The 21,846-nt window shown below is 70.8% G+C and carries 19 protein-coding genes; 10 read left to right on the forward strand and 9 right to left on the reverse strand.

Translation table 11 applies throughout. The features are described from left to right. The first annotated feature begins 58 nt into the window (after positions 1–58). The 3 genes from HD594_RS04555 (at position 59) to HD594_RS04565 (ending at position 4,000) form a co-directional block, all read left to right on the forward strand. Positions 59–2,038: a M13 family metallopeptidase gene (locus HD594_RS04555; protein ID WP_184749823.1), complete on the forward strand. Its 1,980-nt coding sequence runs from the start codon at positions 59–61 to the stop codon at positions 2,036–2,038. A gap of 154 nt (positions 2,039–2,192) precedes the next feature. Continuing rightward, positions 2,193–3,044: a serine hydrolase gene (locus HD594_RS04560; protein WP_246413854.1), complete on the forward strand. Its 852-nt coding sequence runs from the start codon at positions 2,193–2,195 to the stop codon at positions 3,042–3,044. A gap of 170 nt (positions 3,045–3,214) precedes the next feature. Further along, positions 3,215–4,000, forward strand: coding sequence for a 3-ketoacyl-ACP reductase (locus tag HD594_RS04565; RefSeq protein WP_184749825.1), 786 nt, complete (start codon positions 3,215–3,217; stop codon positions 3,998–4,000). 4 nt (positions 4,001–4,004) lie between these two features. Here the strand turns inward: HD594_RS04565 and HD594_RS04570 are convergent, their stop codons facing one another. After that, complete coding sequence (locus HD594_RS04570) at positions 4,005–4,799, reverse strand: IclR family transcriptional regulator (protein WP_184749826.1); 795 nt, start codon at positions 4,797–4,799, stop codon at positions 4,005–4,007. Positions 4,800–4,954: 155 nt separating this feature from the next. On the opposite strand from HD594_RS04570, the gene HD594_RS04575 reads away from it, so the two are divergent. Genes HD594_RS04575 through HD594_RS04595 form a run of 5 tightly spaced genes read left to right on the forward strand, consistent with a single transcriptional unit; the run spans position 4,955 to position 10,738 of the window. Further along, entirely contained in the window at positions 4,955–5,707 is a 753-nt protein-coding gene (locus tag HD594_RS04575; protein ID WP_221446553.1) for an SDR family NAD(P)-dependent oxidoreductase, read from the forward strand. A 15-nt stretch (positions 5,708–5,722) separates the two neighbouring features. Further along, complete coding sequence (locus HD594_RS04580) at positions 5,723–6,586, forward strand: alpha/beta fold hydrolase (RefSeq protein ID WP_184749828.1); 864 nt, start codon at positions 5,723–5,725, stop codon at positions 6,584–6,586. A 20-nt stretch (positions 6,587–6,606) separates the two neighbouring features. Beyond that, positions 6,607–8,106: a flavin-containing monooxygenase gene (locus HD594_RS04585; RefSeq protein WP_184749829.1), complete on the forward strand. Its 1,500-nt coding sequence runs from the start codon at positions 6,607–6,609 to the stop codon at positions 8,104–8,106. Beyond that, positions 8,103–9,257: an NAD(P)-dependent alcohol dehydrogenase gene (locus HD594_RS04590; protein ID WP_184749830.1), complete on the forward strand. Its 1,155-nt coding sequence runs from the start codon at positions 8,103–8,105 to the stop codon at positions 9,255–9,257. Before HD594_RS04585 ends, HD594_RS04590 begins: the two co-directional genes overlap by 4 nt. Continuing rightward, on the forward strand, positions 9,254–10,738 hold the full coding sequence (locus HD594_RS04595; protein WP_271171302.1) for an aldehyde dehydrogenase family protein: 1,485 nt from the start codon (positions 9,254–9,256) through the stop codon (positions 10,736–10,738). The genes HD594_RS04590 and HD594_RS04595 overlap by 4 nt, the downstream gene beginning before the upstream one ends. A gap of 73 nt (positions 10,739–10,811) precedes the next feature. Here HD594_RS04595 and purU read toward each other — a convergent pair whose 3' ends face one another. The 7 genes from purU to HD594_RS04630 all read right to left on the reverse strand — a co-directional run bounded on the left by purU (position 10,812) and on the right by HD594_RS04630 (position 17,234). Then, entirely contained in the window at positions 10,812–11,696 is an 885-nt protein-coding gene (gene purU / locus HD594_RS04600) for a formyltetrahydrofolate deformylase (protein WP_184749831.1), read from the reverse strand. Between the two features lie 75 nt (positions 11,697–11,771). Then, the gene (locus HD594_RS04605; RefSeq protein ID WP_184749832.1) at positions 11,772–12,410 is read right to left on the reverse strand and encodes a TetR/AcrR family transcriptional regulator; all 639 of its coding nucleotides are present in this window, start codon (positions 12,408–12,410) and stop codon (positions 11,772–11,774) included. Beyond that, positions 12,407–13,444 carry a phosphotriesterase family protein gene (locus HD594_RS04610; protein ID WP_184749833.1) on the reverse strand — a complete coding sequence of 346 codons (1,038 nt, stop codon included), beginning with the start codon at positions 13,442–13,444 and terminating at the stop codon, positions 12,407–12,409. The genes HD594_RS04605 and HD594_RS04610 overlap by 4 nt, the downstream gene beginning before the upstream one ends. A gap of 20 nt (positions 13,445–13,464) precedes the next feature. After that, the gene (locus HD594_RS04615; protein ID WP_184749834.1) at positions 13,465–14,496 is read right to left on the reverse strand and encodes a DctP family TRAP transporter solute-binding subunit; all 1,032 of its coding nucleotides are present in this window, start codon (positions 14,494–14,496) and stop codon (positions 13,465–13,467) included. After that, positions 14,493–15,419 (reverse strand): shikimate dehydrogenase, encoded by a 927-nt coding sequence (locus HD594_RS04620; protein ID WP_184749835.1) that lies wholly within the window; start codon positions 15,417–15,419, stop codon positions 14,493–14,495. The genes HD594_RS04615 and HD594_RS04620 overlap by 4 nt, the downstream gene beginning before the upstream one ends. Before the next feature lies 1 nt (position 15,420). Beyond that, complete coding sequence (locus tag HD594_RS04625; RefSeq protein WP_184749836.1) at positions 15,421–16,695, reverse strand: TRAP transporter large permease; 1,275 nt, start codon at positions 16,693–16,695, stop codon at positions 15,421–15,423. Then, positions 16,692–17,234 carry a TRAP transporter small permease gene (locus tag HD594_RS04630; RefSeq protein ID WP_184749837.1) on the reverse strand — a complete coding sequence of 181 codons (543 nt, stop codon included), beginning with the start codon at positions 17,232–17,234 and terminating at the stop codon, positions 16,692–16,694. Before HD594_RS04630 ends, HD594_RS04625 begins: the two co-directional genes overlap by 4 nt. Before the next feature lie 168 nt (positions 17,235–17,402). On the opposite strand from HD594_RS04630, the gene HD594_RS04635 reads away from it, so the two are divergent. Together HD594_RS04635 and HD594_RS04640 are read left to right on the forward strand one after the other, a co-directional pair. After that, positions 17,403–19,184 (forward strand): bifunctional sugar phosphate isomerase/epimerase/4-hydroxyphenylpyruvate dioxygenase family protein, encoded by a 1,782-nt coding sequence (locus HD594_RS04635; RefSeq protein ID WP_184749838.1) that lies wholly within the window; start codon positions 17,403–17,405, stop codon positions 19,182–19,184. Between the two features lie 89 nt (positions 19,185–19,273). Continuing rightward, positions 19,274–20,290: a sodium:calcium antiporter gene (locus HD594_RS04640; RefSeq protein WP_184749839.1), complete on the forward strand. Its 1,017-nt coding sequence runs from the start codon at positions 19,274–19,276 to the stop codon at positions 20,288–20,290. 15 nt (positions 20,291–20,305) lie between these two features. Here the strand turns inward: HD594_RS04640 and HD594_RS04645 are convergent, their stop codons facing one another. Beyond that, positions 20,306–21,832 (reverse strand): acyl-CoA synthetase, encoded by a 1,527-nt coding sequence (locus tag HD594_RS04645; RefSeq protein WP_184749840.1) that lies wholly within the window; start codon positions 21,830–21,832, stop codon positions 20,306–20,308. Positions 21,833–21,846 lie beyond the last annotated feature (14 nt).

A 21,846-nucleotide genomic window follows, 5' to 3' on the forward strand; every position in this document is an offset into this window, starting at 1 on the left:
CCGCCTCAGAGCCCCTTCGCAGACCCGCGAGCGGGGTGCCGCGCTCTATTGTGGAAGCATGACCGACAGCCCCCGCTCGGGCCTCGCGCTCGACGAGCTCAGCGCAGACATCCGCCCCCAGGACGACCTGTTCCGTCACGTCAACGGATCCTGGATCGAGCGCACCGAGATCCCGGACGACAAGGCGCGATGGGGCTCGTTCCATCTGATCGCCGAGCAGGCCGAGAAGGACGTCCGCGCGATCATCGAGGAGGCGCAGTCCGCCGAGACGGGCACCGAGGCGCGCAAGATCGGCGACCTCTACACGAGCTTCATGGACACCGAGCGCATCGAGGCCCTCGGCGCCGAGCCGCTGGGCCCGCAGCTCGCGAAGGTGGACGCGGTCGACGGCATCCCGTCGTTCCTCGCGACGCTCGGCGAGCTCGAGCGCGACGGCGTCGCCGGCCTCATCCACCTCTACATCGAGCCGGACCCGGGCAACCCCGAGCGCTACGTGCCCTTCTTCGTGCAGGGCGGGCTGTCGCTGCCGGACGAGAGCTACTTCCGCCTGGACAACTTCGCCGAGACGCGCACCGCGTTCCGCACGCACGTCGAGCGCATCCTGGAGCTCGCGGGGGTGGCGGATGCCGCGGACGCCGCCGACCGCATCGTCGCGCTCGAGACCGAGCTCGCCGAGCACCACTGGGACAACGTGCGCAGCCGCGACGCGGTCGCCACCTACAACCTGATGACCGGCGACGAGGCCGAGGAGCTCGTGGGCGTTCCGCTCGGACCCTGGGTCGCCGCGGTCGCGCCGGACCACCCCGACGTGTTCGCCGAGGTCAACGTCACCCAGCCGAGCTTCCTCGAGGGCCTCGGCTCGCTGCTGACCGAGGACCGGCTCGAGGACTGGAAGGCGTGGCTGCGCTTCTCGGTCGTCCACTCGGCGGCGCCGTTCCTGTCGGCCGCGTTCGTCGACGAGAACTTCTCGTTCTACGGCACCCAGCTCACCGGCGTCCCCGTCAACCGCGAGCGCTGGAAGCGCGGCGTCGGCCTCGTCGAAGCGGCGATGGGCGAGGCCGTCGGCAAGGTGTACGTCGAGCGCCACTTCCCGCCCGCCGCCAAGGAGGCGATGGACGAGCTGGTCGCAAACCTCATCGAGGCCTACCGCGAGTCGATCTCGACGCTCGAGTGGATGAGCCCCGAGACGCGCGAGCGCGCCCTCGCCAAGCTCGACGCCTTCACGCCGAAGATCGGCTACCCGGTGAAGTGGAAGGACTACTCCACGCTCGAGATCGATCCCGAGGATCTCGTCGGCAACGTCCGCCGCGCGAATGTGTGGGAGCACGACCGTCAGCTCGCCAAGGTGGGTCAGCCGGTCGACCGCGACGAGTGGTTCATGACCCCGCAGACGGTCAACGCCTACTACAACCCGCTCATGAACGAGATCGTGTTCCCGGCGGCCATCCTCCAGTACCCGTTCTTCGAGGTGGATCGCGACGCCGCCGCCAACTACGGCGGCATCGGCGCGGTCATCGGCCACGAGATCGGCCACGGGTTCGACGACCAGGGCAGCCGCTTCGACGGCGACGGGTCCCTCCGCGACTGGTGGACGGATGCCGACCGCGAGGCGTTCGAGGAGCGCACGAAGAACCTCATCGCGCAGTACGAGGCGCTCGTCCCCGAGGGCCTCGCCGAGGAGCACCACGTCAACGGCGCGCTCACGATCGGCGAGAACATCGGCGACCTCGGCGGCCTCGGCATCGCGATCAAGGCCTACCGCCTCGCCCTCGCCGCAGCCGAGGAGGAGCCCGAGGGCGGCGCCGAGATCGACGGCCTCACCGGCATCCAGCGCCTGCTGCTGAGCTGGGGGCAGATCTGGCAGCAGAAGGGCCGCGACGCCGAGACCATCCGCCTGCTGACCATCGACCCGCACTCGCCGAACGAATTCCGCTGCAACCAGATCGTCCGCAACATCGACGCCTTCTACGACGCCTTCGGCGTCACCGAGGCCGATGCCCTGTGGCTCGATGAGGAGCAGCGCGTCACCATCTGGTGACGACGGGGGAGCCCCAGCCCCCGATCGCGCTCGCCCGAGCGCACCGCCCCATCCGCCCGAACACCCGATACCGGAAGGAAGCCCTGTGGGCATGTCCCCTGAGCCCAAAAGGGAGGCTGAGTCGCTTCGGGGGTCGCGACGCAGCAGCCGCCGGATGCCGAGGAGGGCGGCATCCGCAAGACCGACGTTCACCGCGACGCTGAAGGCGCTCGACGATCTCGCCGGCACCGGTGCCAAGATCTCGGTGCGCATCACAGATCTCGACCGTGGCACCGCTGTGCTCAATGGAGACGACTTCGTCACGCTCCCCGTCGCCGGCCTCGGCGTCGTCCCGCTGCTGGTCGAGACCGCCGCGGGCTTCGAAGCGGGAACACTCGATCCGCTCGAGATCCTCGACCGCTCGGTCATCGATCCCGTCGGCGTCGGCGGCGTGTGGCAGCACCTGAAGGCGCCGGCGCTGCCGCTGGTCGACCTCGCCGTGCTGACCGCCTCGACCGGCGACGCGCTCGCCGCGAACGCCCTGCTGCATCGCATCGGCATTCCGGCCGTGCGTGCGCGCATCGAGGCGCTGGGCCTGAGCCGGTCGGCGCTGCTGGACCGCTTCCGCGACGAGCGCGGGCCCGACGACGCTCCGCACTTCGCTCTGGGCTCTGCGCGGGAACTCGCCGAGGTCTTCGCGGCGCTGGTGAACTCGCAGGCGGTGTCGCCGGGCGTGAGTGCGCAGGTCGCCGAGTGGCTGAGCCTGAACCACGACCTATCGCTGGTCGCCGCGGCGACCGGTCTCGATCCGTTCTCGCACGAGAACGACGAGCACGGGCTGCTGTTCATCAACAAGACGGGTCGGGACGACGGCATCCGCGTCGAGGCCGGTGTGCTCGCCGGACCCCGCGCGGGGGTGTCGTACGCCCTGATCGTGTGCTTCGACGACCTGTCGATCTACCACCGGATGCGGGCGCACGAGGCGTTCCGCACCCTCGGCATGGAACTCATGGAGTACGTGTTCTGAGCCGCCGGGGCTCGGGCATCGAGTCCACAAGACGGACTAACGTCGCGCCGGGACGGCCCGCTCATGCGCCGCGTGCTACTTTCGGGCTCAGCTCTGCGGGCTGAGCCGCAGAGCTGAATCCACCCGGAGTCCGCCCTGCGGAACACGGTCGAGCGCAAGGGGGTGCGGCGATGGTGCAGCGCGAGGTGGATGCGGTGCGTCCGGTGGCGCTGGTCACGGGTGCGCGCCAGGGCCTGGGGCGGGCCACGGCGGTGCGGCTCGCCGCCGACGGGTTCGACGTCGTCGCGGCCGACATCGCCGACGTCGACGACACCGTCGCGGCCATCCGCGCGGCGGGCGGCGGAGCGCACGGCGTCCGCGCCGACATCGCCGACGTCGATGCGATCGGGTCGGTCGTGACAGGCGCGTGGGCGGCGTTCGGTCGCATCGACTGCCTCGTCAACAACGCCGGGCTCGCGTCGCGGCCGCTGACGGACATCCTGGACATCACGCCCGAGATGTACGACCGCGTGGTCGCCGTCAACCAGCGGGGCACGTTCTTCCTCACCCAGGAGGTCGCGCGCCGCATGGTCGCGGCCGCGTCATCCGACCACCATCGCTCGATCATCACGGTGAGCTCCATCGCGTCGCGCATGGTGAACCTCGAGCGATCTCCCTATCACCTGTCGAAGGCGGCGCTGTCGATGCTCAACGAGCTGTTCGCCGTCCGCCTCGCCGAGCACGGGATCGCCGCCTACGAGGTGCGCCCGGGCTACATGCGCACCGACATGACCGCCTCCGCCGTGCCGCAGAAGCTCGACGACGTCATCCGCGCCGGCCGCGTGCCGGCCCGGCGCTGGGGCACCCCCGAGGATGTCGCCGCGACGGTGTCCACGCTCGCGAGCGGAAGCCTGCCGTTCTCCACCGGGCAGGCCGTGTGGGTCGACGGCGGGCTGCACATCCACCGCGCCGACTGAGTCGTCAGTTCGCCTGGCGCGCCGGAGCGATGATCTTCGCGATGCGTCGGGCGGCGGCCATCAGCTGCGGGGCGAGCTGCTCGGCGCGCTCCCGCGGGAGGCGTGCTTCGACCGCTGAGATCGAGATGGCCGCCACGGGCACGCCCGATGGGTCGGGCACCGGTGCTGCGATGCCGGCGACGCCGGGCATCACCAGGCCCGGACCCGCGCACCATCCGTGAGCGCGCACGTGATCGATCGCCGCGCGCATCGTCTCGTCCAGGCCCATCGTGGAGGCCCAGCCCGGCGGCGCCGACACGACGATGTTGCGGAGCGCATGCTCGCGGGTCTCCTCCGGGAGCGTCGCGAGGAGTGCGAGGCCGGAGTAGCTCGAGGTGAACGGCTTCGTCTCGCCGACCGCCACGACGTGCGTGCGGATGGGGAAGTCGCCCTCGGCGCGGAGGATGTACCGGACGCCGTCGGGCACCCGCATGCTCACGTACACGGTGTCGCCGACCGCGTCCGCCAGCGCCTGCGCGACCGCGCGAACGGCGGGCATCGCCGGGAGCGCCGGGGGAGCGCCGAGGCCGAGCCAGAACAGGGCGGGGCCCAGCGCATAGCGCCGATCGGAGAGCTGGGTGACGAACTCGACCTCGGCCATGTCCTGCAGCAGGCGGTGCACCGTCGGGCGGGCGATGCCGGTCGCATCGGCGAGGTCCTTCAGTCGCACGCCGTTCTCGCCGCCGGCGCCGATGGCGGTGAGCACGGAGTTCACCCGCGGCAGAACGCCGATCACGGGAGAAGTCGTCGGGTCGGCCATGTGCGCTCCAAAGTCCATCATTCGGAATGGACGTCGGGTCTGCGACGTCTATCCACTAGGAATATCTCGAAACGAGTTGGTTCCACAACCTCACTACGGGGATGCGGAGTCCATTCAATGAACTCAGCGACGAGTGCGATCTGCGAGGAGGCAGCGTGAGCACACGACCCGAGGTGGCCCTGGTCACCGGAGCCGGAGGCGGCATCGGCCGCGCGACGGTCAGCCGGCTCGCCGCTGCGGGTGCGGGGATCGTCGCGGTCGACCGGGACGGGGACACCCTCGACCGCCTGACCGCCGACCTGGCGGCGTCGGGCGGACGGGCGGTCGCGGTGGTCGGCGACATCACGGACGAGGCGCTCGCACCGCGCGCTGTGGAGACGGCGCTCGCGTCCTTCGGCACCCCGACGATCCTGGTCAACAACGCCGGCGTCGGCAGCGACCAGGTCCCGGTGTGGGAGGTCGAGCCGTCGGCGTGGCGCCGGGACCTCGAGATCAACCTGACGAGCCACTTCCTGATGTGCCGGGCCGTCGTCCCCGCGATGATCGAGGCGGGCTACGGCCGCATCGTCAACGTCGCGTCGGCGGCCGGCATGGAGGGACACCCCCTCGCCGGTGGCTACGCCGCGGCGAAGGCGGGGCTGGTCGCGATGACCAAGTCGATGGGCAAGGAGCTCGCCAAGACCGGCGTCATCGTCAACGCGATCGCCCCGGCCCTGATCGGCACCCCCATGCTCGAGGCCGAGTGGTTCTCCGACGACATCAAGCGGATGCTGCTCGAGCGGATCCCGATGGGGCGGCTCGGGCGCCCCGAAGAGGTCGCCGAGATGATCGCCTTCCTGGCGAGCGACCGCGTCACCTTCTCGACCGGAGCGGTCTTCGACCTGTCCGGCGGACGAGCCACCTACTGAAAGAGCGAGACCACGATGCAGCAGCAGACACTCACAGCCTCACCGGGCCTCGAGGCGCGAGAGGTCGTCGTCGCGGGCGTCGCCGTCCGCTACACCGACAACCCGGGACCCGATCGCGGCGACCGCCTCCCGACGGTGCTCGTGCACGGCACGGGCGGGTCGACCGCCACCCACTTCGCGTTCATCGAGCCGATGCTCGCGACGCGGAGTCGGGTGATCGCGATCGATCTGAGCGAGCCCGAGGGCGACGACCTCGAACTCGACGACCTCGTGGCCCAGGTCGCCGCCGTGATCGAGGATGCCGTGCCGGCGACCGCGGTCACGGTGCTGGGGTACTCCCTCGGCGCCGTCGTCGCGGCCGCCTTCGCGGCCCGGCATCCCTCCGTCGCGCGGCAGCTCGTGCTCGTGGCCGGGTGGCTGCGCACCGACGCCCAGCAGCGCCTGCGGAACGAGATCTGGACGCAGCTCGCGGCCGTCTCCCCGCAGGCGCTCGCCGAGTACTCGACGTTCTGCGCGTTCGGGTCGCCGTTCCTCCACACGCGCACCGACGCGCAGGTGGCGGAGCTGCACCGCGTGGCCGAACCCAGTTCGTTCCTCCGCAAGCAGATGCAGCTCAACCGCGACATCGATATCACCGACGAGGCGACCGCGATCGCGTCGCGCGCCCTCGTGATCGGCCTCACCGAGGACCACATGGTTCCGCGGCACCACAGCCAGGAGCTGTTCGGCGCGATCGAGGACGCCCGCTACGCCGAGCTGCCGACCGGCCACGCCGTCGTCTTCGAGCGTCCCGCGCAGCTGTTCGCCCTGATCGACGAGTTCACCGGCCACCCCGACCGCCACCCGGCCGGTTCGGTCATCACGCCTCCCCTCCCCTGACAGCACCGGAAGGATCACTCATGTCAGACCTCAGCGGTGCGCCGGAAGAGCGCGCAGGCATCATCATCGTCGGCTCCGGGTTCTCGGGGATCGGCCTCGGCATCCGCCTCCTCGAAGAGGGCGAGAGCAACTTCGTCATCCTGGAGCGCGCCCAGGACGTGGGCGGCACGTGGCGCGACAACGTCTACCCGGGCGTCGCGTGCGACGTCCCGTCCCTGCTGTACTCCTACTCGTTCCGGCCCGAGTCCGACTGGTCGCGGGTGTTCGCCCCCGGCGGCGAGATCTGGCGCTACCTGCAGACCTGCGCCCGCGAGGGCGGGCTGCTGCCGCACCTGCGCTTCGGCGCCGACGTCGAGCGGGCGGAGTGGGACGAAGCCGCGCGCGAGTGGATCGTCCGCACGCCGATCGGCGTGTGGCGGGCCCCCATCCTCATCACCGCCATGGGGCATCTCGCGGACGCGAACGTTCCGCAGTTCCCCGGGCAGGAGGAGTTCGCCGGCGAGGTCTTCCACTCCGCGCAGTGGGACCCGTCGGCGCAGATCGAGGGCAAGCGGGTCGGCGTGGTCGGTGCGGGGGCCTCGGCCATCCAGATCGTGCCGCGCATGGCCGAAGCAGCGTCCGAGGTCGTCGTCTTCCAGCGCAGCGCCGCCTACGTCATCCCCCGCGAGGACCGCCCCTATACGGATGCCGAACGCCGGCGGTTCGCGCGCGTGCCCGGCGCCATCGCGGCGGAACGCGAGGAGATGTTCTGGGCGAACGAGGCGAACTTCGCGCAGCGACGCATGGTCGAAGGTGCGATCGACCAGGCCAAGGACCTCGCGCTCGGGCACCTCGCCGACCAGGTCGCCGACCCCGAACTGCGCGCCGCGCTCACGCCGGACTACGAGATCGGCTGCAAGCGCGTGCTCATCTCCAACGAGTACTTCCCGTCGTTCACGAAGCCGAACGTCACGCTCGAGACCAGCGCGCTGTCGCACTTCGACGGAACCCACGCCGTCGCCGCGTCCGGCGAGGCGTACGAGCTGGACGTCGTGGTGCTCGCCACCGGATTCGAGGCGGCCCGGCCGCCCTTCGCGCCGCGCATCGTCGACGGCGAGGGCCGCTCGCTCGCCGATGCGTGGGAGAACGGCATGCGGGCCCACCAGTCGATCACCGTCGCGGGCTTCCCGAACCTGCTGCTGATCAACGGGCCGAACACGGGTCTCGGCCACAACTCGGTGGTCTTCGTCATCGAGTCGCAGATCGAGTACGTGCTCGGGGTGCTCCGCCACCTGCGCGAGACCGGCGCCGACCGCTTCGAGGTGACGTCCTCCGCCGAGGCGGCGTCCCACGAGAAGGTCCTCGGCCTCAGCAAGGGAACGGTCTGGATCGAGGGCGGATGCCGCAACTGGTACGTCGACCCGATCACCGGGGAGCTCACCGTCACGTGGCCGGACTTCGCCTACGCCTTCCGGGAGGAGAACGGGACCTTCCACCCGGAGGACTACGTCTTCGCGTCCCGCCAGGAGGTGCTCGCATGAGCGTCGAGATCACCGCATCCGTGACCCCGGGGCGCAGCGCGCCGTCGCAGGTCGAGACCGTCTTCATCGACGAGCCCGGGCCGGGCGAGGCGCTCGTGCGCATCGTCGCCGCCGGCGTGTGCCACACCGACGCGATCACGCGCGAGGGCGACCTGCCGCTGCCGCTGCCCGGCATCCTCGGTCACGAGGGCGCCGGGGTCGTCGAGGCGGTGGGGCCCGCGGTGACCCAGGTGGCCGTGGGCGATCGCGTCGTGATCGGCTGGCCGTCGTGCGGCGAATGCGACGCCTGCCTCGACGGCGAGCCGCGCTACTGCGATCACCTCGTCGAGGCGCTCACCAGCGGCGCGCGGCTGCGCGGGGAGCACCGCGGCGAGTCGGCGTATCGCACCGCGGACGGCGCGGCGCTGGCCGGTCACTTCTTCGGCCAGTCGTCGTTCGCGACCGCGTCGCTCGTCCTCGCCGACGCGCTCGTGAAGGTGCCCGACGACGTGCCGCTCTCGGTCGCCGCCCCGCTGGCGTGCGGTGTGACCACCGGCGCGGGCGCCGTCATGAACGTGGCGAAACCGAAGCCGGGTGACGCGCTCGTGATCTGGGGGACCGGGGCCGTGGGCCTCGCGGCGATCATGGCGGCGCGCAACAGCCCAGCGACCACGATCATCGCGGTCGATCTGCACGAGGATCGCCTGGCCCTCGCGCGCGAGCTCGGTGCGACCCACACCGTCAACGCCGCCGCGGGCGATGCGCTCGACGAGGTCCGGCGGATCTGCGGCGGACCGGCCGACTACGCGTTCGAATGCACGGGGGTCATCCGGGTGGTCGAGCAGGCCGTCGAGTCGGTGAGCATGCGGGGCACCGTGATCCTCATCGGCGGCGCCCCCGCGGACTCGCGATTCTCGGTCGACCACTTCGGGGCGCTCTGGGGCAAGCGGATCGTGGGCGTGCTCGGCGGCGAGGGCCGCAACGGCAGCCTGATCCCCGCGCTCCTGGACCTGTGGCGCCAGGGTCGCTTCCCGATCGACCGACTGATCGAGGATTTCGCGTTCCCGCACGTGGACGAGGCGATCGACGCCGGCACCTCCGGCCGCGTGATCAAGCCCGTGCTGCACGTCTCCGACGATCCGATCGCCGCTCACCGAGGAGGAGCCCAGTGACCACCATCGACATCGCGCCCGCCGTGGGCGCGGGACTGCTCGCCCCCGAGGTCTGGTCGAACCGCGTCTTCGCGGCCGACGGCGTCGCCGGGAGTGTCGCACACGAGATCCGAGAGCCCGCGACCGGCGAGCTGCTCGGCACGTACCTCGGCGTCGAGGCCGCCCAGGTGCGCGTCGCGGCGACGGCGGCCGCCGCCGCGCAGGAGGCCTGGGAGCACACGCCGCCCGAGGAGAGGGCCGCCGTGCTCCGCCGCGCCGGCGCGCTCTTCGAGGAGCACGCCGAGGAGATCCAGGCGTGGGTGCAGCGCGAGACCGGCGCGATCGCGCCCAAGGCGCAGCTCGAGACCCACACCGCCGCGCAGGAGTGCTACGAGGCCTCGGCGCTCCCGACCGCGGCGATGGGCGACGTGCTCGCTGCGGAGGAGCCGCGGTGGTCGTTCGCCCGCCGCCGGGCGGCGGGGGTCGTGAGCGTCATCTCGCCCTTCAACTTCCCCCTCATCCTCTCGATCCGCTCGGTGGCCCCGGCGCTCGCGCTCGGCAACGCCGTGCTGCTCAAGCCCGACCCGCGCACCACCGTGTCGGGCGGCGTCGCGATCGCGCGCGTGTTCGAGGAGGCGGGGCTGCCCGCAGGGCTCCTGTCGCTGCTGCCCGGCGGCGCGGATGTCGGCGAGGCCGTCGTGACCGCCCCCGAGGTGCGGATCGTGTCGTTCACCGGATCGACGCCGGCGGGGCGCATCGTCGGCGAGCTCGCCGCCCGCCACCTCAAGCGCGCGCACCTGGAGCTCGGCGGGAACAACGCGCTGGTCGTGCTGCCGGGCGCCGATGTCGAGCAGGCCGCCTCGGCGGGTGCGTTCGGCTCGTTCATGCACCAGGGGCAGATCTGCATGACCACCGGGCGGCACATCGTGCACGAGTCCCTGTACGACGAGTACGTGGCCGCTCTGGCTCGACGTGCGGACGCCCTCGTCGTGGGCGACCCCACCGGCCACGTGCACATGGGGCCGATCATCGACGAGCGCCAGCGCGACCGCGTGCTCGGCATCATCGGCGGTGCGATCGACGCGGGCGCCTCCGTTCAGGCGGGCGGCACGCACGACGGGCTGTTCGTGCGGCCGACGGTGCTGAGCCGGGTCGCCGGCGACAACCCGGCGTGGAGCGAGGAGATCTTCGGCCCGGTCGCCCCGGTGCGCTCGTACCGCACCCGAGAGGAGGCGATCGGGCTGATCAGGGAGAACCCCTACGGCCTGTCGGTGTCGCTGCTGGGCGACGTCGCCGAGGCGATGCGCATCGCCGACCGCATCCGCTCGGGGAAGATCCACATCAACGAGCAGACCGTGATGGACGAGGCCAACGCACCGTTCGGCGGCGTCGGCGACTCGGGAACCGGATCCCGCTTCGGCGGGGCGCAGGCGAACATCGAGGCGTTCACCGAGACGCAGTGGCTCACCATGCGCCCCGACATCGCGCCGTACCCGTTCTGAGGCAGGCGGCCCTCATCCGCACCTCGCCCGCGCGGCATCCGTCCTGACGGCGGCCGGGCGGGCGAGGTGCGTGTCAGAAGACGATCGTGTGGTTGCCGTGGCGCAGCACACGGTCCTGCGCGTGCCACAGCACGGCGCGGGACAGCACCTGCCGCTCCACGTCGGCGCCGCGGCGCACGAGCTCCTCATAGCTGTCGGCGTGGTTCACCCGCACCGTGTCCTGTTCGATGATCGGCCCCTCGTCGAGGTCGGCGGTGACGTAGTGGCTGGTCGCGCCGATGAGCTTGACGCCGCGCTCCTTCGCCTTCTTGTAGGGGTCGGCGCCGATGAACGCGGGCAGGAACGAGTGGTGGATGTTGATGACGGGGACCCCGACCTGCTCGAGGAAGTCGCTCGAGAGGATCTGCATGTAGCGGGCGAGCACGACGACGTCGACGTTGCCGCGGAGGAGCTCGACGATCTTCGCCTCGGATGCCGACTTGTCCGGCCCCGCGACCGACGGCACGTGGAAGAACGGCACGCCGAAGGACCGCACGTCCTCGGCCGAGGTGGTGTGGTTCGAGATCACCATCGGGATGCTGACCGGCAGGTCGCCGCGGCGATGCCGCCACAGCAGGTCGAGCAGGCAGTGGTCCTGCTTGGAGGCGAGGATCGCCATGCGCTTGGGCGTCGACTGGTCGGTGAGGCTCCACTCCAGGTCGAACCCCTTGCCGAGGGTCTCGGCGAGATCGGCCTCGATCTCAGGCAGGGCGGCGGCGAGCTCGGGCCGGTGGAACACGACGCGCTGGAAGTACGCGCCCCCGGTCGGGTCGTCGGAGTACTGGTCGAACGCGACGATGTTGCCCTGGTGGCGCGTGATGAGGGCCGACACCGCCGCGACGATCCCGGGCCGGTCCTTGCCGTGGACGATGAGGCAGGCGTGGTCGGCGAGCGGGCGGGGCGCAGGGTTCGACGGCATCCCTCGATTCTGCCGTGTCCGAGCCGGTGCGCCGGACCGTCCGGGCGCATTCCCGGCCGGCTGCCGCGCCCGCGTTCAGGGGGTGCGGTTCAGCCACGCGACGACGACGTCGCCGATCATGCCGCGCAGGTGCTCGCGTCGCGCGGCGTCGAGCAGATCGCGCTCGAACAGGTAGCCGAACGTGTACTGGTTGGCGACCTGGAAGAAGCAGTAGGAGCTGATCACGAGGTGCACGTCGAGCGCGTCGACGTCGTCGCGCACCGACCCGTCGGCCCGACCGCGAGCCAGGATGTCGTCGAGCACCGTCAGCGCCGGCTTGTTCAGCGTGCGCAGCGAATCCAGGCGCCGGATGAACTCGCCGCGGTGGATGTTCTCGATCGACACCAGCCGGATGAAATCGCGGTGCTCGAGGTGGTGGTCGTACGTGAGCTCGGCGAGACGGCGCAGCGCCTCGACGGGCGGCAGGTCGCCGACGTGAAGCTCCTGCTCGGCTTCGCGGATCGTGCGGTAGGCCCTCTCGAGCACCGCGAGGTAGAGCTGCTCCTTGCCGCCGAAGTAGTAGTAGATCATCCGCTTGGTCGTGCGGGTGCGCTCGGCGATCTCGTCGACGCGCGTGCCGGAGAAGCCTGATTCGGCGAAGGCGGCCGTGGCGACGTCCAGCAGCTCGGCGCGAGTCCGCTCGGCGTCGCGGCGGCGGATGACGGGCTCGCTCACGTTCCCCACCCTACTGGCGGCGCGTGCTCCGGCCGCGGAAGGTCGGTGCTGCGCTCGGCGGCGAGCAGGCGGCGCGGGTTGTCGACCATCAGCTGGGCGATGGTCCGCTCGTCCACACCCTCGCGCGCCAGGCGAGGCAGGATCGTGGTGAAGAGGTGGTCCATCCGCCACTGGGGGACGGTGCCCGCCCGCCACGACGGCGGCGTGACGCGGCTGAACACCGCGGCGTCGTGCGACAGCACGATGCGGTCGCCGTAGCCGGCCTCGAGCAGGGCGAGCAGCATCCGCACGCGATCCTCGTCGCTGCCGACGTGGCTCATGCCGAACCGGTCGAATCCGAGGTACGAGCCCGCGTCGGCGAGTTCGCGCAGATAGGCGAGGTCGGTCGAGTCGCCGCTGTGGCCGATCACGACGCGGTCCAGCCGAACGCCGAGGCCCGACAGCAGCCGCTGCTGGGCGAGCCCGCCCCGCGACGGCGCGTGGGAGTGGGTCGTGATCGGCACGCCGGTCTGCGCATGCGCCACCGCCGCGGCCGTGAACACCCGCTCCACGTCCGGCGTGATGCCCTCGGCGTCCGAGACCACCTTCAGCATCCCGGCCCGGATCCCGGTCCCCGCGATGCCGCGCTCGATGTCGCCGACGAACAGCTCGATGAGCGGGTCGGGGCCGTCGACCAGCCGTCCCGGGCCGTTCATGCGGATCGCGTGCGGGAGCACGTCCGCGGTGTACCAGCCGGTGGCCGCGATGAGCGAGACGGGCACCCGCTCGGCGACGCGGGCGACCGTCCGCACATCGCGGCCCAGGCCCGGGACGGTGAGGTCGACGACGGTGCGCACACCGTGTTCGTGCAGTCGCTGGAACAGGCCCACGGCCCGATCGACGAGCGCATCCTCATCCCATTCCGGATGCGGCATGCTCGCGTCGAGCTCGGGGCTGCGCACGAACACGTGCTCGTGGATGAGCGTCACGCCCAGGGCCCCGGCATCCACCTGTCCGGTGAACGTCGGGACCCCGGGCGTGCTCGCCTCACTCACGCGCGTTCCGCTCCGCGTCCTCAGGGCGCGGTGGCGCGGATCGCCTCGAAGACCTCGAGGGAGTCTCCGGTGTAGTTCTCCTCGAAGTAGGCGACGGTCATCTCCTGGAACGCCTCACGGTCGACGTCCTCGATGACCTCCCAGTCATCGCCGCTGCGCCACTCGTCGAGCGTCGCCTCGGCCTCCTCCTCGATGCACTCGGTCACGCTGGTCACAGCGGTCTCGGTGGCCGCGGTCAGCGCCTCCTGCTGCTCCTCGGTCAGCTCGTCCCACACCGGGCTCACGATCACCAGGTTGGTGTTGAGCTGGTGAGCGGACAGGTTCAGGTAGTCCTGAACCTCGTAGAAGCTCTGCGCCAGGATGTTGGTGATCGGGTTCTCCTGAGCGTCGACCGTGCCCTGCTGCAGGGCCAGGTAGAGCTCCTCGTACGCGACCTCGGTCGCATCCGCCCCGAGGGCCTCGGCGTTCATGAGGTACTGGGGCGAACCCGGGAACCGCATGCGGACGCCGTCGAGGTCCTCCGGCGTGCGGATCGGCGTGTTCGACGTGAAGTGCCGCTCACCGGCCGACCAGACGCCGACGACCTGCACGCCGGATGCCTCCTTGAAGCCGTCGACCAGGACCGAGGACTCGTCGCTGGCCATGAAAGCGGCGAGGTGGTCGGCGTCGTCGAACGCGTAGGCCGCGTCGAGCACGCTGATCGGCTCGTAGACCGCGCCCAGGGCCGATGCGCCCTGGATGTCCATGTCGATGTCGCCCGAGGCGACCAGGGCGATGCGGTCGGCGTCGCCGCCGAGCTGGCTGGCCGGGAAGATCTCGATCTCGAGACCCACATCGGCCGCGGCCACCTCGTCCGCGATCACCTGCGCGCCACACGCGTGCTGGGGCTGCTCCTCGGTGTAGCTGTGGGCCAGCTGCAGCGTCCGGACCTCTGTCTCGTCGCCGGTGCCGCTGTCGGCGTCACCGCCGCCCGACGTGCAGCCGACCAGCATCAGTGCCGGTGCTGCGGCCAGAGCGATCCACATCGTTCGCTTGTTGCGTCGTGCAGTCATTGCTTCTCTCCTCTCAGGGTTGCCACGGGGGCAAGGGCCCCGGCCGCCTCGGCAGCGACCAGGTTCTCGAGATCGGCGAGCATCGCCCGCCGATCTGCAGGTTCTTGGGTGAAGATCTCGAAGGCGTCGGCGGCCTGATGCATCGCCATGCCGAGTCCCGACATGACGCGGCAACCGCGTGCCCGCGCGGCCGCGAGGAGTGCCGTCTCGACGGGCCGGTAGACGATGTCGACCACGAACAGGCGCTCGTGGAGGAGCGAGACGTCGAACGCGGTGCCCGGGTGCGCCGCCATGCCCAGAGGCGTGGCGTTGACGACGCCGTCGACGCGCGCCAGGAGCGCCGGCAGGTCGTCGAGCGATGCCGCCCGGATGGCGCCGCCCGAGGTGCGCGCCGCGACGGTGCGGGCCAGGGCGTCGGCGCGCTCGGCATCCTGATCCACGATGATGAGCTCGCCGACGCCGAGCCCGCGCAGCGCGGTCGCGACCGCGGATCCTGCGCCGCCCGCCCCGACCAGCACGACGGCGTCGCGGGCGACATCGTCGAGTTCGTCGGCGAACGCCTCGGCGAAGCCCGTGATGTCGGTGTTGTGCCCGACGGTGCGGTCGCCCTCGAAGACGACGGTGTTCACGGCGCCCACGCGGCGGGCGTTCTCGGACAGCTCGTCCAGCAGGCCGATGGCGGTCTGCTTGATCGGGTGCGTGATGTTCAGGCCGGTGAAGCCGAGCCGCCGCGCGGCGTCGAACAGCGAGCGCACGTGCTCCTCGGTGCCCTGCCCGCGGCTGAGGTCCACCGTCCGGTACACGTAGCTCATGCCGTGGCGGGCGCCCTCGAGCTCGTGCATCGGCGGTGTGAGAGACGGGGTGACCCCTTCTCCGATGAGCCCGATGAGGACGGCCGGGCGGCGCTGGGCGATCCCGGTCATGTCACAGCCCCAGCAATCCGGGCAGCCACAGCACCGCGTCGGGGAAGAGCACGATCGACAGCGTGACGAGGACGGCGGGTATCAGGAACGGCAGCGACCCGCGGAAGACCTCTCCCACACGTGTCTCGGACACGGATGCCGTCACGAACAGCACGGTTCCCACCGGCGGTGTCAGCAGCCCGATCATGAGCGACGCGATCAGCAGCACGCCGAGGGGGATGGCGTCGATGCCGAACTGCGCGGCGATGGGGGCGAGGATCGGCACGACCAGCACGAGGATCGCGGTGGCGTCGATCACCGTGCCGAGCAGCAGCATCAGCAGGGCGGCGAGGGCGAGGAACACCGTCGGGTTGTCGGTGATCGAGAAGATGAGCTCGGTGAGCATCTGCGGCAGGCGCTCGCGGGCGAGGATGTAGCCGAGCAGCGACGCCGAGGCGACGATCAGCATGATGCCGGCCGTCGTCAGCACGGTCTCCTTGAGCGCCCGGATGAATCCCGCCAGCGTGAGCGAGCGCTGCACGAGGCCGACGATGATGATGTACACCACGCCGACCGCCGCCGCCTCGGTCGGGGTGAAGAAGCCGCCGAGGATGCCGCCGAGGATGATGAACGGCGAGACCATCGGCAGGATCACGCCCTTCGTGGACGCGAGCAGCTCGGCCTTGTCGAACTTCCCGCGGCGGATGTTCGGGTTCCGCTGGACGAGGACGGCCACGACCACGCAGAGTCCGACCGCCATGGCGAGGGCGGGGATGACGGATGCCGCGAACAGCGCGCCGGTCGACGCGGCGGCGAGGCCGGCGTAGATGACGGCGGGGATGCTGGGGGGCATGATGGGCGCGATGAGCGAAGAGGTCGACGAGACGCCCGTGGCGAAGCGCCGGGTATAGCCGTTGGCGAGCATCGCCGGGATCTGCACCTTGCCGAGAGCCGCGGCATCGGCGACCGCCGAGCCGCTCATCCACGAGAAGCCGACGCTCGTGCCGACCGCGACGTAGCCGAGGCTGCCGCGCACCTTCGCGAGCACGGCGAGAGCGAAGCGGAAGAGGCGGTCGGCGATGCCCGCGTGGTTCGCGAGCGAGCCGAGGAAGACGAACAGCGGGACGGCGAGGAGGGGGAAGCTGGCCGCGGCGTTCGAGACGATGCGCAGCGCGTTGCCCGTGGACTGGCCCTCGATGACCATGTAGACCATCGCGGGTCCGAGGAAGGCGAACGCCACCGGCACCCGCAGGAACAGCAGGACCGCGATGGCGATCCCCAGGATGGCGAGCGTCATGCCGTGGCCTCGCTCTCGTCGTCCTCGGGTTCGGGCAGCACCGGCCCGTGGATGGCGATCTCGATCGCCGCGATGCTCGCGCGGATCGCGGTGCTGACCGCGCCGATCAGCACGGGCACGTACACCCACGACATCGGCAGGCGCAGGACGGGGGAGCGGATGATGCCCTGGGTCTCGACGAGCGCCCACGCCTCGATGGCGAGGCCGACGCCGGTGGCGGCGACGATGACGAGCGCGAGGACCTGGATGATGCGCACGAGCATGACGCTGCGGAACGTGTCGACGACCTCCAGGGCGATGTGCCCGCGGGTGGTCACGAGCAGCCCCATCGCCGAGAACGTCAGCCACACGAGCGCGAAACGCGAGATCTCGCCGGTCCACGCGAAGCTGTCGAATGGGAGGTAGCGCTGGGCGGCCTGGAGGAAGATCAGGGCCAGGATGATCAGGACGCAGATCGCGCCGATCGTCAGCTCGATCACGAAGACGACCTTCGCGATGCGCTGGAGGACCGTCGGGCTCGACGGGCGTGGTTCAGTCACGGGACACCTTTGTTCTCGGACGTGGGATTGCTCTGCGAGGCGTGCTGTCGCCTCGTCCGGGCCGGCGGATCGTGCCCGCGGCTCGGCTGTTTAGGAACGTACCGGTTATTACATTAGTTCGGCAACCCCTGTTCCCAGAAAATGTACGAACTGGTACATTCCGGTGCCATGCGAACGTCGATTGCGACGGTCTGCCTGTCGGGCGGGCTCGTCGAGAAGCTGCACGCCTGCGCCGAAGCGGGCTTCGACGGCGTCGAGATCATGGATGCCGACCTCGTCGCCGCCTACGAGTCGCCCGAGGAGATCCGCGCCCTGTGCGCGCGGCTCGGCCTGACGATCGAGCTGTTCCAGCCGTTCCGGGACTTCGAGGGCGTCGACGCCGACCTCCTCGCCGACAACCTGCGCCGGGCCGAGGCGAAGTTCGACGTCATGGAGCGCCTGGGCGCGGACCAGGTGCTCGTCTGCTCGAACGTCGCCACGGCCACGATCGACGACGACGCCGTGATGGCCGAGCAGCTCGGAGCGCTCGCCGACCTCGCCGCGCCCCGCGGCATCCGCATCGCGTACGAAGCGCTCGCGTGGGGGAGGTTCGTCGACGACTACCGGCGCGCGTGGCGCATCGTCGAGCTCGCCGACCGCCCCAACCTCGGCGTGTGCCTCGACAGCTTCCACATCCTCTCGCGCGGGCACGACCCGGCCGGCATCGAGGCGATCCACGGCGAGAAGGTGTTCTTCCTGCAGCTGGCGGATGCGCCGGCGCTCTCGATGGACGTGCTGTCGTGGAGCCGTCATCACCGGCTCTTCCCCGGCGAGGGCGCCTTCGACCTGACGCGGTTCCTCGCCCACGTGCTCCGCACCGGATATCGCGGGCCGCTGTCGCTCGAGGTCTTCAACGACACGTTCCGGCAGACGGACGTGAAGCGCACGGCGGCGCACGCCCGGCGCTCGCTGACGTGGCTCGCGGACCGCACCGCTGTCGAGAACGACTGGGACACCTCGCGCCTGAGCCCCGCGCAGGACGCCCGCGGCATCGACTTCGTCGAGATCGCGGGCGCCGAGCTCGACGACCTGGACGAGCTGCTGGCGCAGCTGGGCTTCGCCTTCCGCGGGCGGCACCGGCGCAAGCCCGTGCGGCTGTGGACCTACGGCGACGCCCGCATCGTCCTCAACGAGCAGGTGCGGGACGAGCATCCGCGCCTGGCGGCGTTCGGGCTCACCGTCGACGACGCCGCCGGCGCGGCGGAGCGCGCCCGGGCGCTCGGGGCCCCCGCGGTCTTCCGGCGCACGTACTCGGGCGAGCAGGAGCTGCGCGCCGTGTCGGCGCCCGACGGCACGGAGGTGTTCTGGAACGACCGTGCCGCCGAAGGCTCGTGGATCCCGGAGTTCGAGGGCGGCGTCGCCGAGCCGCCCGCGCTCGACGGCGAGATCGACCACATCAACATCGGCAGCCGGTGGCAGGACTTCGACGAGGCGATCCTCTTCGCCCACAGCGTGCTCTCGCTGCACGCCGAGCAGGCCGCCGAGGTGCCGGGCCCGCTGGGGCTCGTGCGCAGCCAGGTGATGCGCACCGCCGACGGTGTCGTGCGCCTGCCCGTGAACCTCGCACCGCCGACCGCGCCGCTGCCGACGCGGCACATCGCCGTGCGGTGCGACGACGTGTTCGAGGTGGCGCGCCGGGCGCGCGAGCGGGGGATGCGGTTCCTCCCCGTGCCCGAGAACTACTACGACGACCTGTCGGCGCGTTTCCGCCTGGACCAGGACTTCCTGTCGCGGCTGCGCGAGCTCGACCTGTTCTACGACCGTGACGACAGCGGCGAGTTCATCCACTTCTACACCGAGACGGTCGGCACGGTCTTCCTCGAGTTCCTCGAGCGCCGGGGTGCCTACGACGGCTACGGCGCACCCAACGCGCCGGTGCGCCTGGCGATGCAGCGCGCACGCACGCGCTGACCGGTTTTGTCGAGGGGTGGCGCACCCCGTAGCGTTGGCGGACCGAGTCCGCCGAGCGACCCCCGGTCGCGCAGCCCGATCGGATCCGCATGACCGAGCCCTGGCCCCTCTGGCCGAGCGTCCTGGCCCTCGCGGGCGCCGTGATCATCATCATCTTCGCGGGCTCGAGGCTCGCGCGCGCGGCCGACGAGATCGCCGACCGCACCGGGATCGGCGAGGCGGTGGCCGGCGCGGTCTTCCTCGGTGCGGTCACGTCCCTGCCGGGGATCGTCACGACGGCGACGGGTGCGCTCGCCGGAGACGCCGCCTTCGCGCTGGCGAACCCCATCGGCGGCATCGCGCTGCAGACGGTGTGGCTCGCGATCGCCGACCTGGTGTATCGCCGCGCGAACCTCGAGCACGCGGCGGCGTCGCTGGAGAACATCCTGCAGGCGATCGTGCTCATCGCCCTGATGGCGCTGCCCGTCATCGCCTTCGCGACCCCGGACCTGCAGATCGGCTGGATCCATCCGGTCACGATCCTCATCCCCGTGTTCTACCTGTATGGCCTGCACCTCGTGCGACGAGTGCACGAAGAGCCCATGTGGCGCCCGATCCGCACCAGCGAGACGCGGGAGGACGAGGGCGGGCCGGTGCGCACGCAGTCGCTGGTGCGGCTGTGGGGGACGCTCGCCTCGCTCGGCCTCGTCGTGGCGGTCACCGGGTGGGTCATCGGCCAGGCGGGTCTGAGCGTCGTCGCCGCCACGGGCTGGTCGAGCGGGATCACGGGGTTCACCCTCACCACGGCGATCACGTCGCTGCCCGAGCTCATCGTCCTCATCGCGGCCATCCGCATGGGCGCGCTGACGCTCGGTGTGGCGAACATCATCGGCGGGAACGTCTTCGACGTCCTGACTCTGAGCGTCGCGGACTCGTTCTACCTCGAGGGGACCATCTACTCGGCCGCCGGCGCCGTCAGTCTCGTGCTGCTGGGGGGCACGCTGCTGATCACGGCCGTGCTCGGCGCGGGGCTCGTGATGCGGGACCGCCAGGGGATCGGGTTCGAGGGGATCGCCATCCCGGCGCTCTACGCCGGGACGATCGCGCTCGCGGTCTCGGCGCTCTGACGCGCCGCTCGTCCGCTAGGAGGAACGACCGAATCGGGCGCGCAGGTCGGCCTTGCGGATCTTGCCGGATGCGGTCCGCGGGAAGTCCTCGACGACCACGACGTTCTTGGGCAGCTTGTACCGGGCCAGTACGCCGTCCAGGTGCTCTCGCACCGACTCGGTGTCGACCTCGGTGCCCTCGCGCACCGTGACGACCGCCCACGGGACCTCGCCCCAGCGCTCGTCGGGGATGCCGACGACGGCGACGCCCGAGATGCCCTCGATGTCGTTGATGAGGTTCTCGATCTCGGCGGGGTAGATGTTCTCGCCGCCCGAGATGATCATGTCCTTCAGTCGGTCGGCGATGTAGAGGAATCCGTCGGGATCCAGGTAGCCCAGATCCCCGGATCGAAACCAGCCGTCGTCCGTGAACGACTTCGCCGTCGCCTCGGGAAGCCCGTGGTAGCCGGGGAAGACGTTCGGGCCCGAGATCTCGATCTCGCCGACCGTGCCGCGCGGCACCATGTCGCCGTTCTCGTCGGCGATCCGCACCTCGGTGAAGAACTGCGGCAGCCCGACGCTGCCCTGCTTCTCGCGGGTCTTCTCCGGGGCCAGTCCCGTCGCGCCGGGCGAGGTCTCGGTCATGCCGTATCCCTGCGAGAAGCTGAGGCCGCGCTCCTCGTAGGCGTTCAGGATGCGGGTGGGCACGGCCGACCCGCCGCACGTGAGCTTCTCCAGCGTCGACAGGTCGGTGGATGCCCAGTCGGGGTGGTCCGCCATCATCTGGAAGGTCGTCGGCACGCCCGCGAGCATCGTGATGCCGTGGCGCTGGATGAGGGCGAGCGCCCGACCCGGATCGAAGGCCTTCTCGAGGACGAGCGTCCCGCCCTTGAGGATCGCCGGCAGAGCCCCCATGCCGAGCGCCGCGACGTGGAACATCGGCGAGATCATGAGCGACTTCTCGGCGAAGGCCACGTCGTAGTCGATGATGCAGTTGATGGCCGCCCAGGTCAGGTTGCCGTTCGTGAGCACGGCGCCCTTGGGCTTTCCGGTCGTCCCAGACGTGTAGATGATCGCGGCCGGATCGTCCAGCGTCACATCCGCGATCGTGTGGCCGCCGGTGGTCTCGGTCATCTGCACGGTGAGACCGGGGTTGTCCGCGGTGCCCTCGCCGGTGACGATGACGTGCGCGATGCGCCCCGCCTCGACGCCCGGCATCGCCCGCTCGAGGAAGTCCAGGTCGAGGATCAGCGCCCGTGCCCCGGAGTCGGTGAGCACGTGGGTGATCTCGGGCGCCGCGAGGCGCGTGTTGACCGGGACGAACACGGCCCCGATCTGGGCGGCGCCGAACAGCACCTGCAGGAACTGCGGGCTGTTCTCGCCGATGTAGGCGACGGAATCGCCCTTGCGGATGCCGCGATGCCACAGCACCGCGGCCACGCGGTCGGCGGCGTCGGCGATCTCTCGGTACGTGATCACGTCCTCGTCGAACACGATCGCCGGCTTGTCGGGGTTCTTCAGGCGCCGCTTGGCGAGCCAGAATCCGAGTCCGCGATTGCGCATGTCTCTCCTTCGAG

Source organism: Microbacterium thalassium (genome assembly GCF_014208045.1).
In the GTDB taxonomy this organism is placed as follows: domain Bacteria; phylum Actinomycetota; class Actinomycetes; order Actinomycetales; family Microbacteriaceae; genus Microbacterium; species Microbacterium thalassium.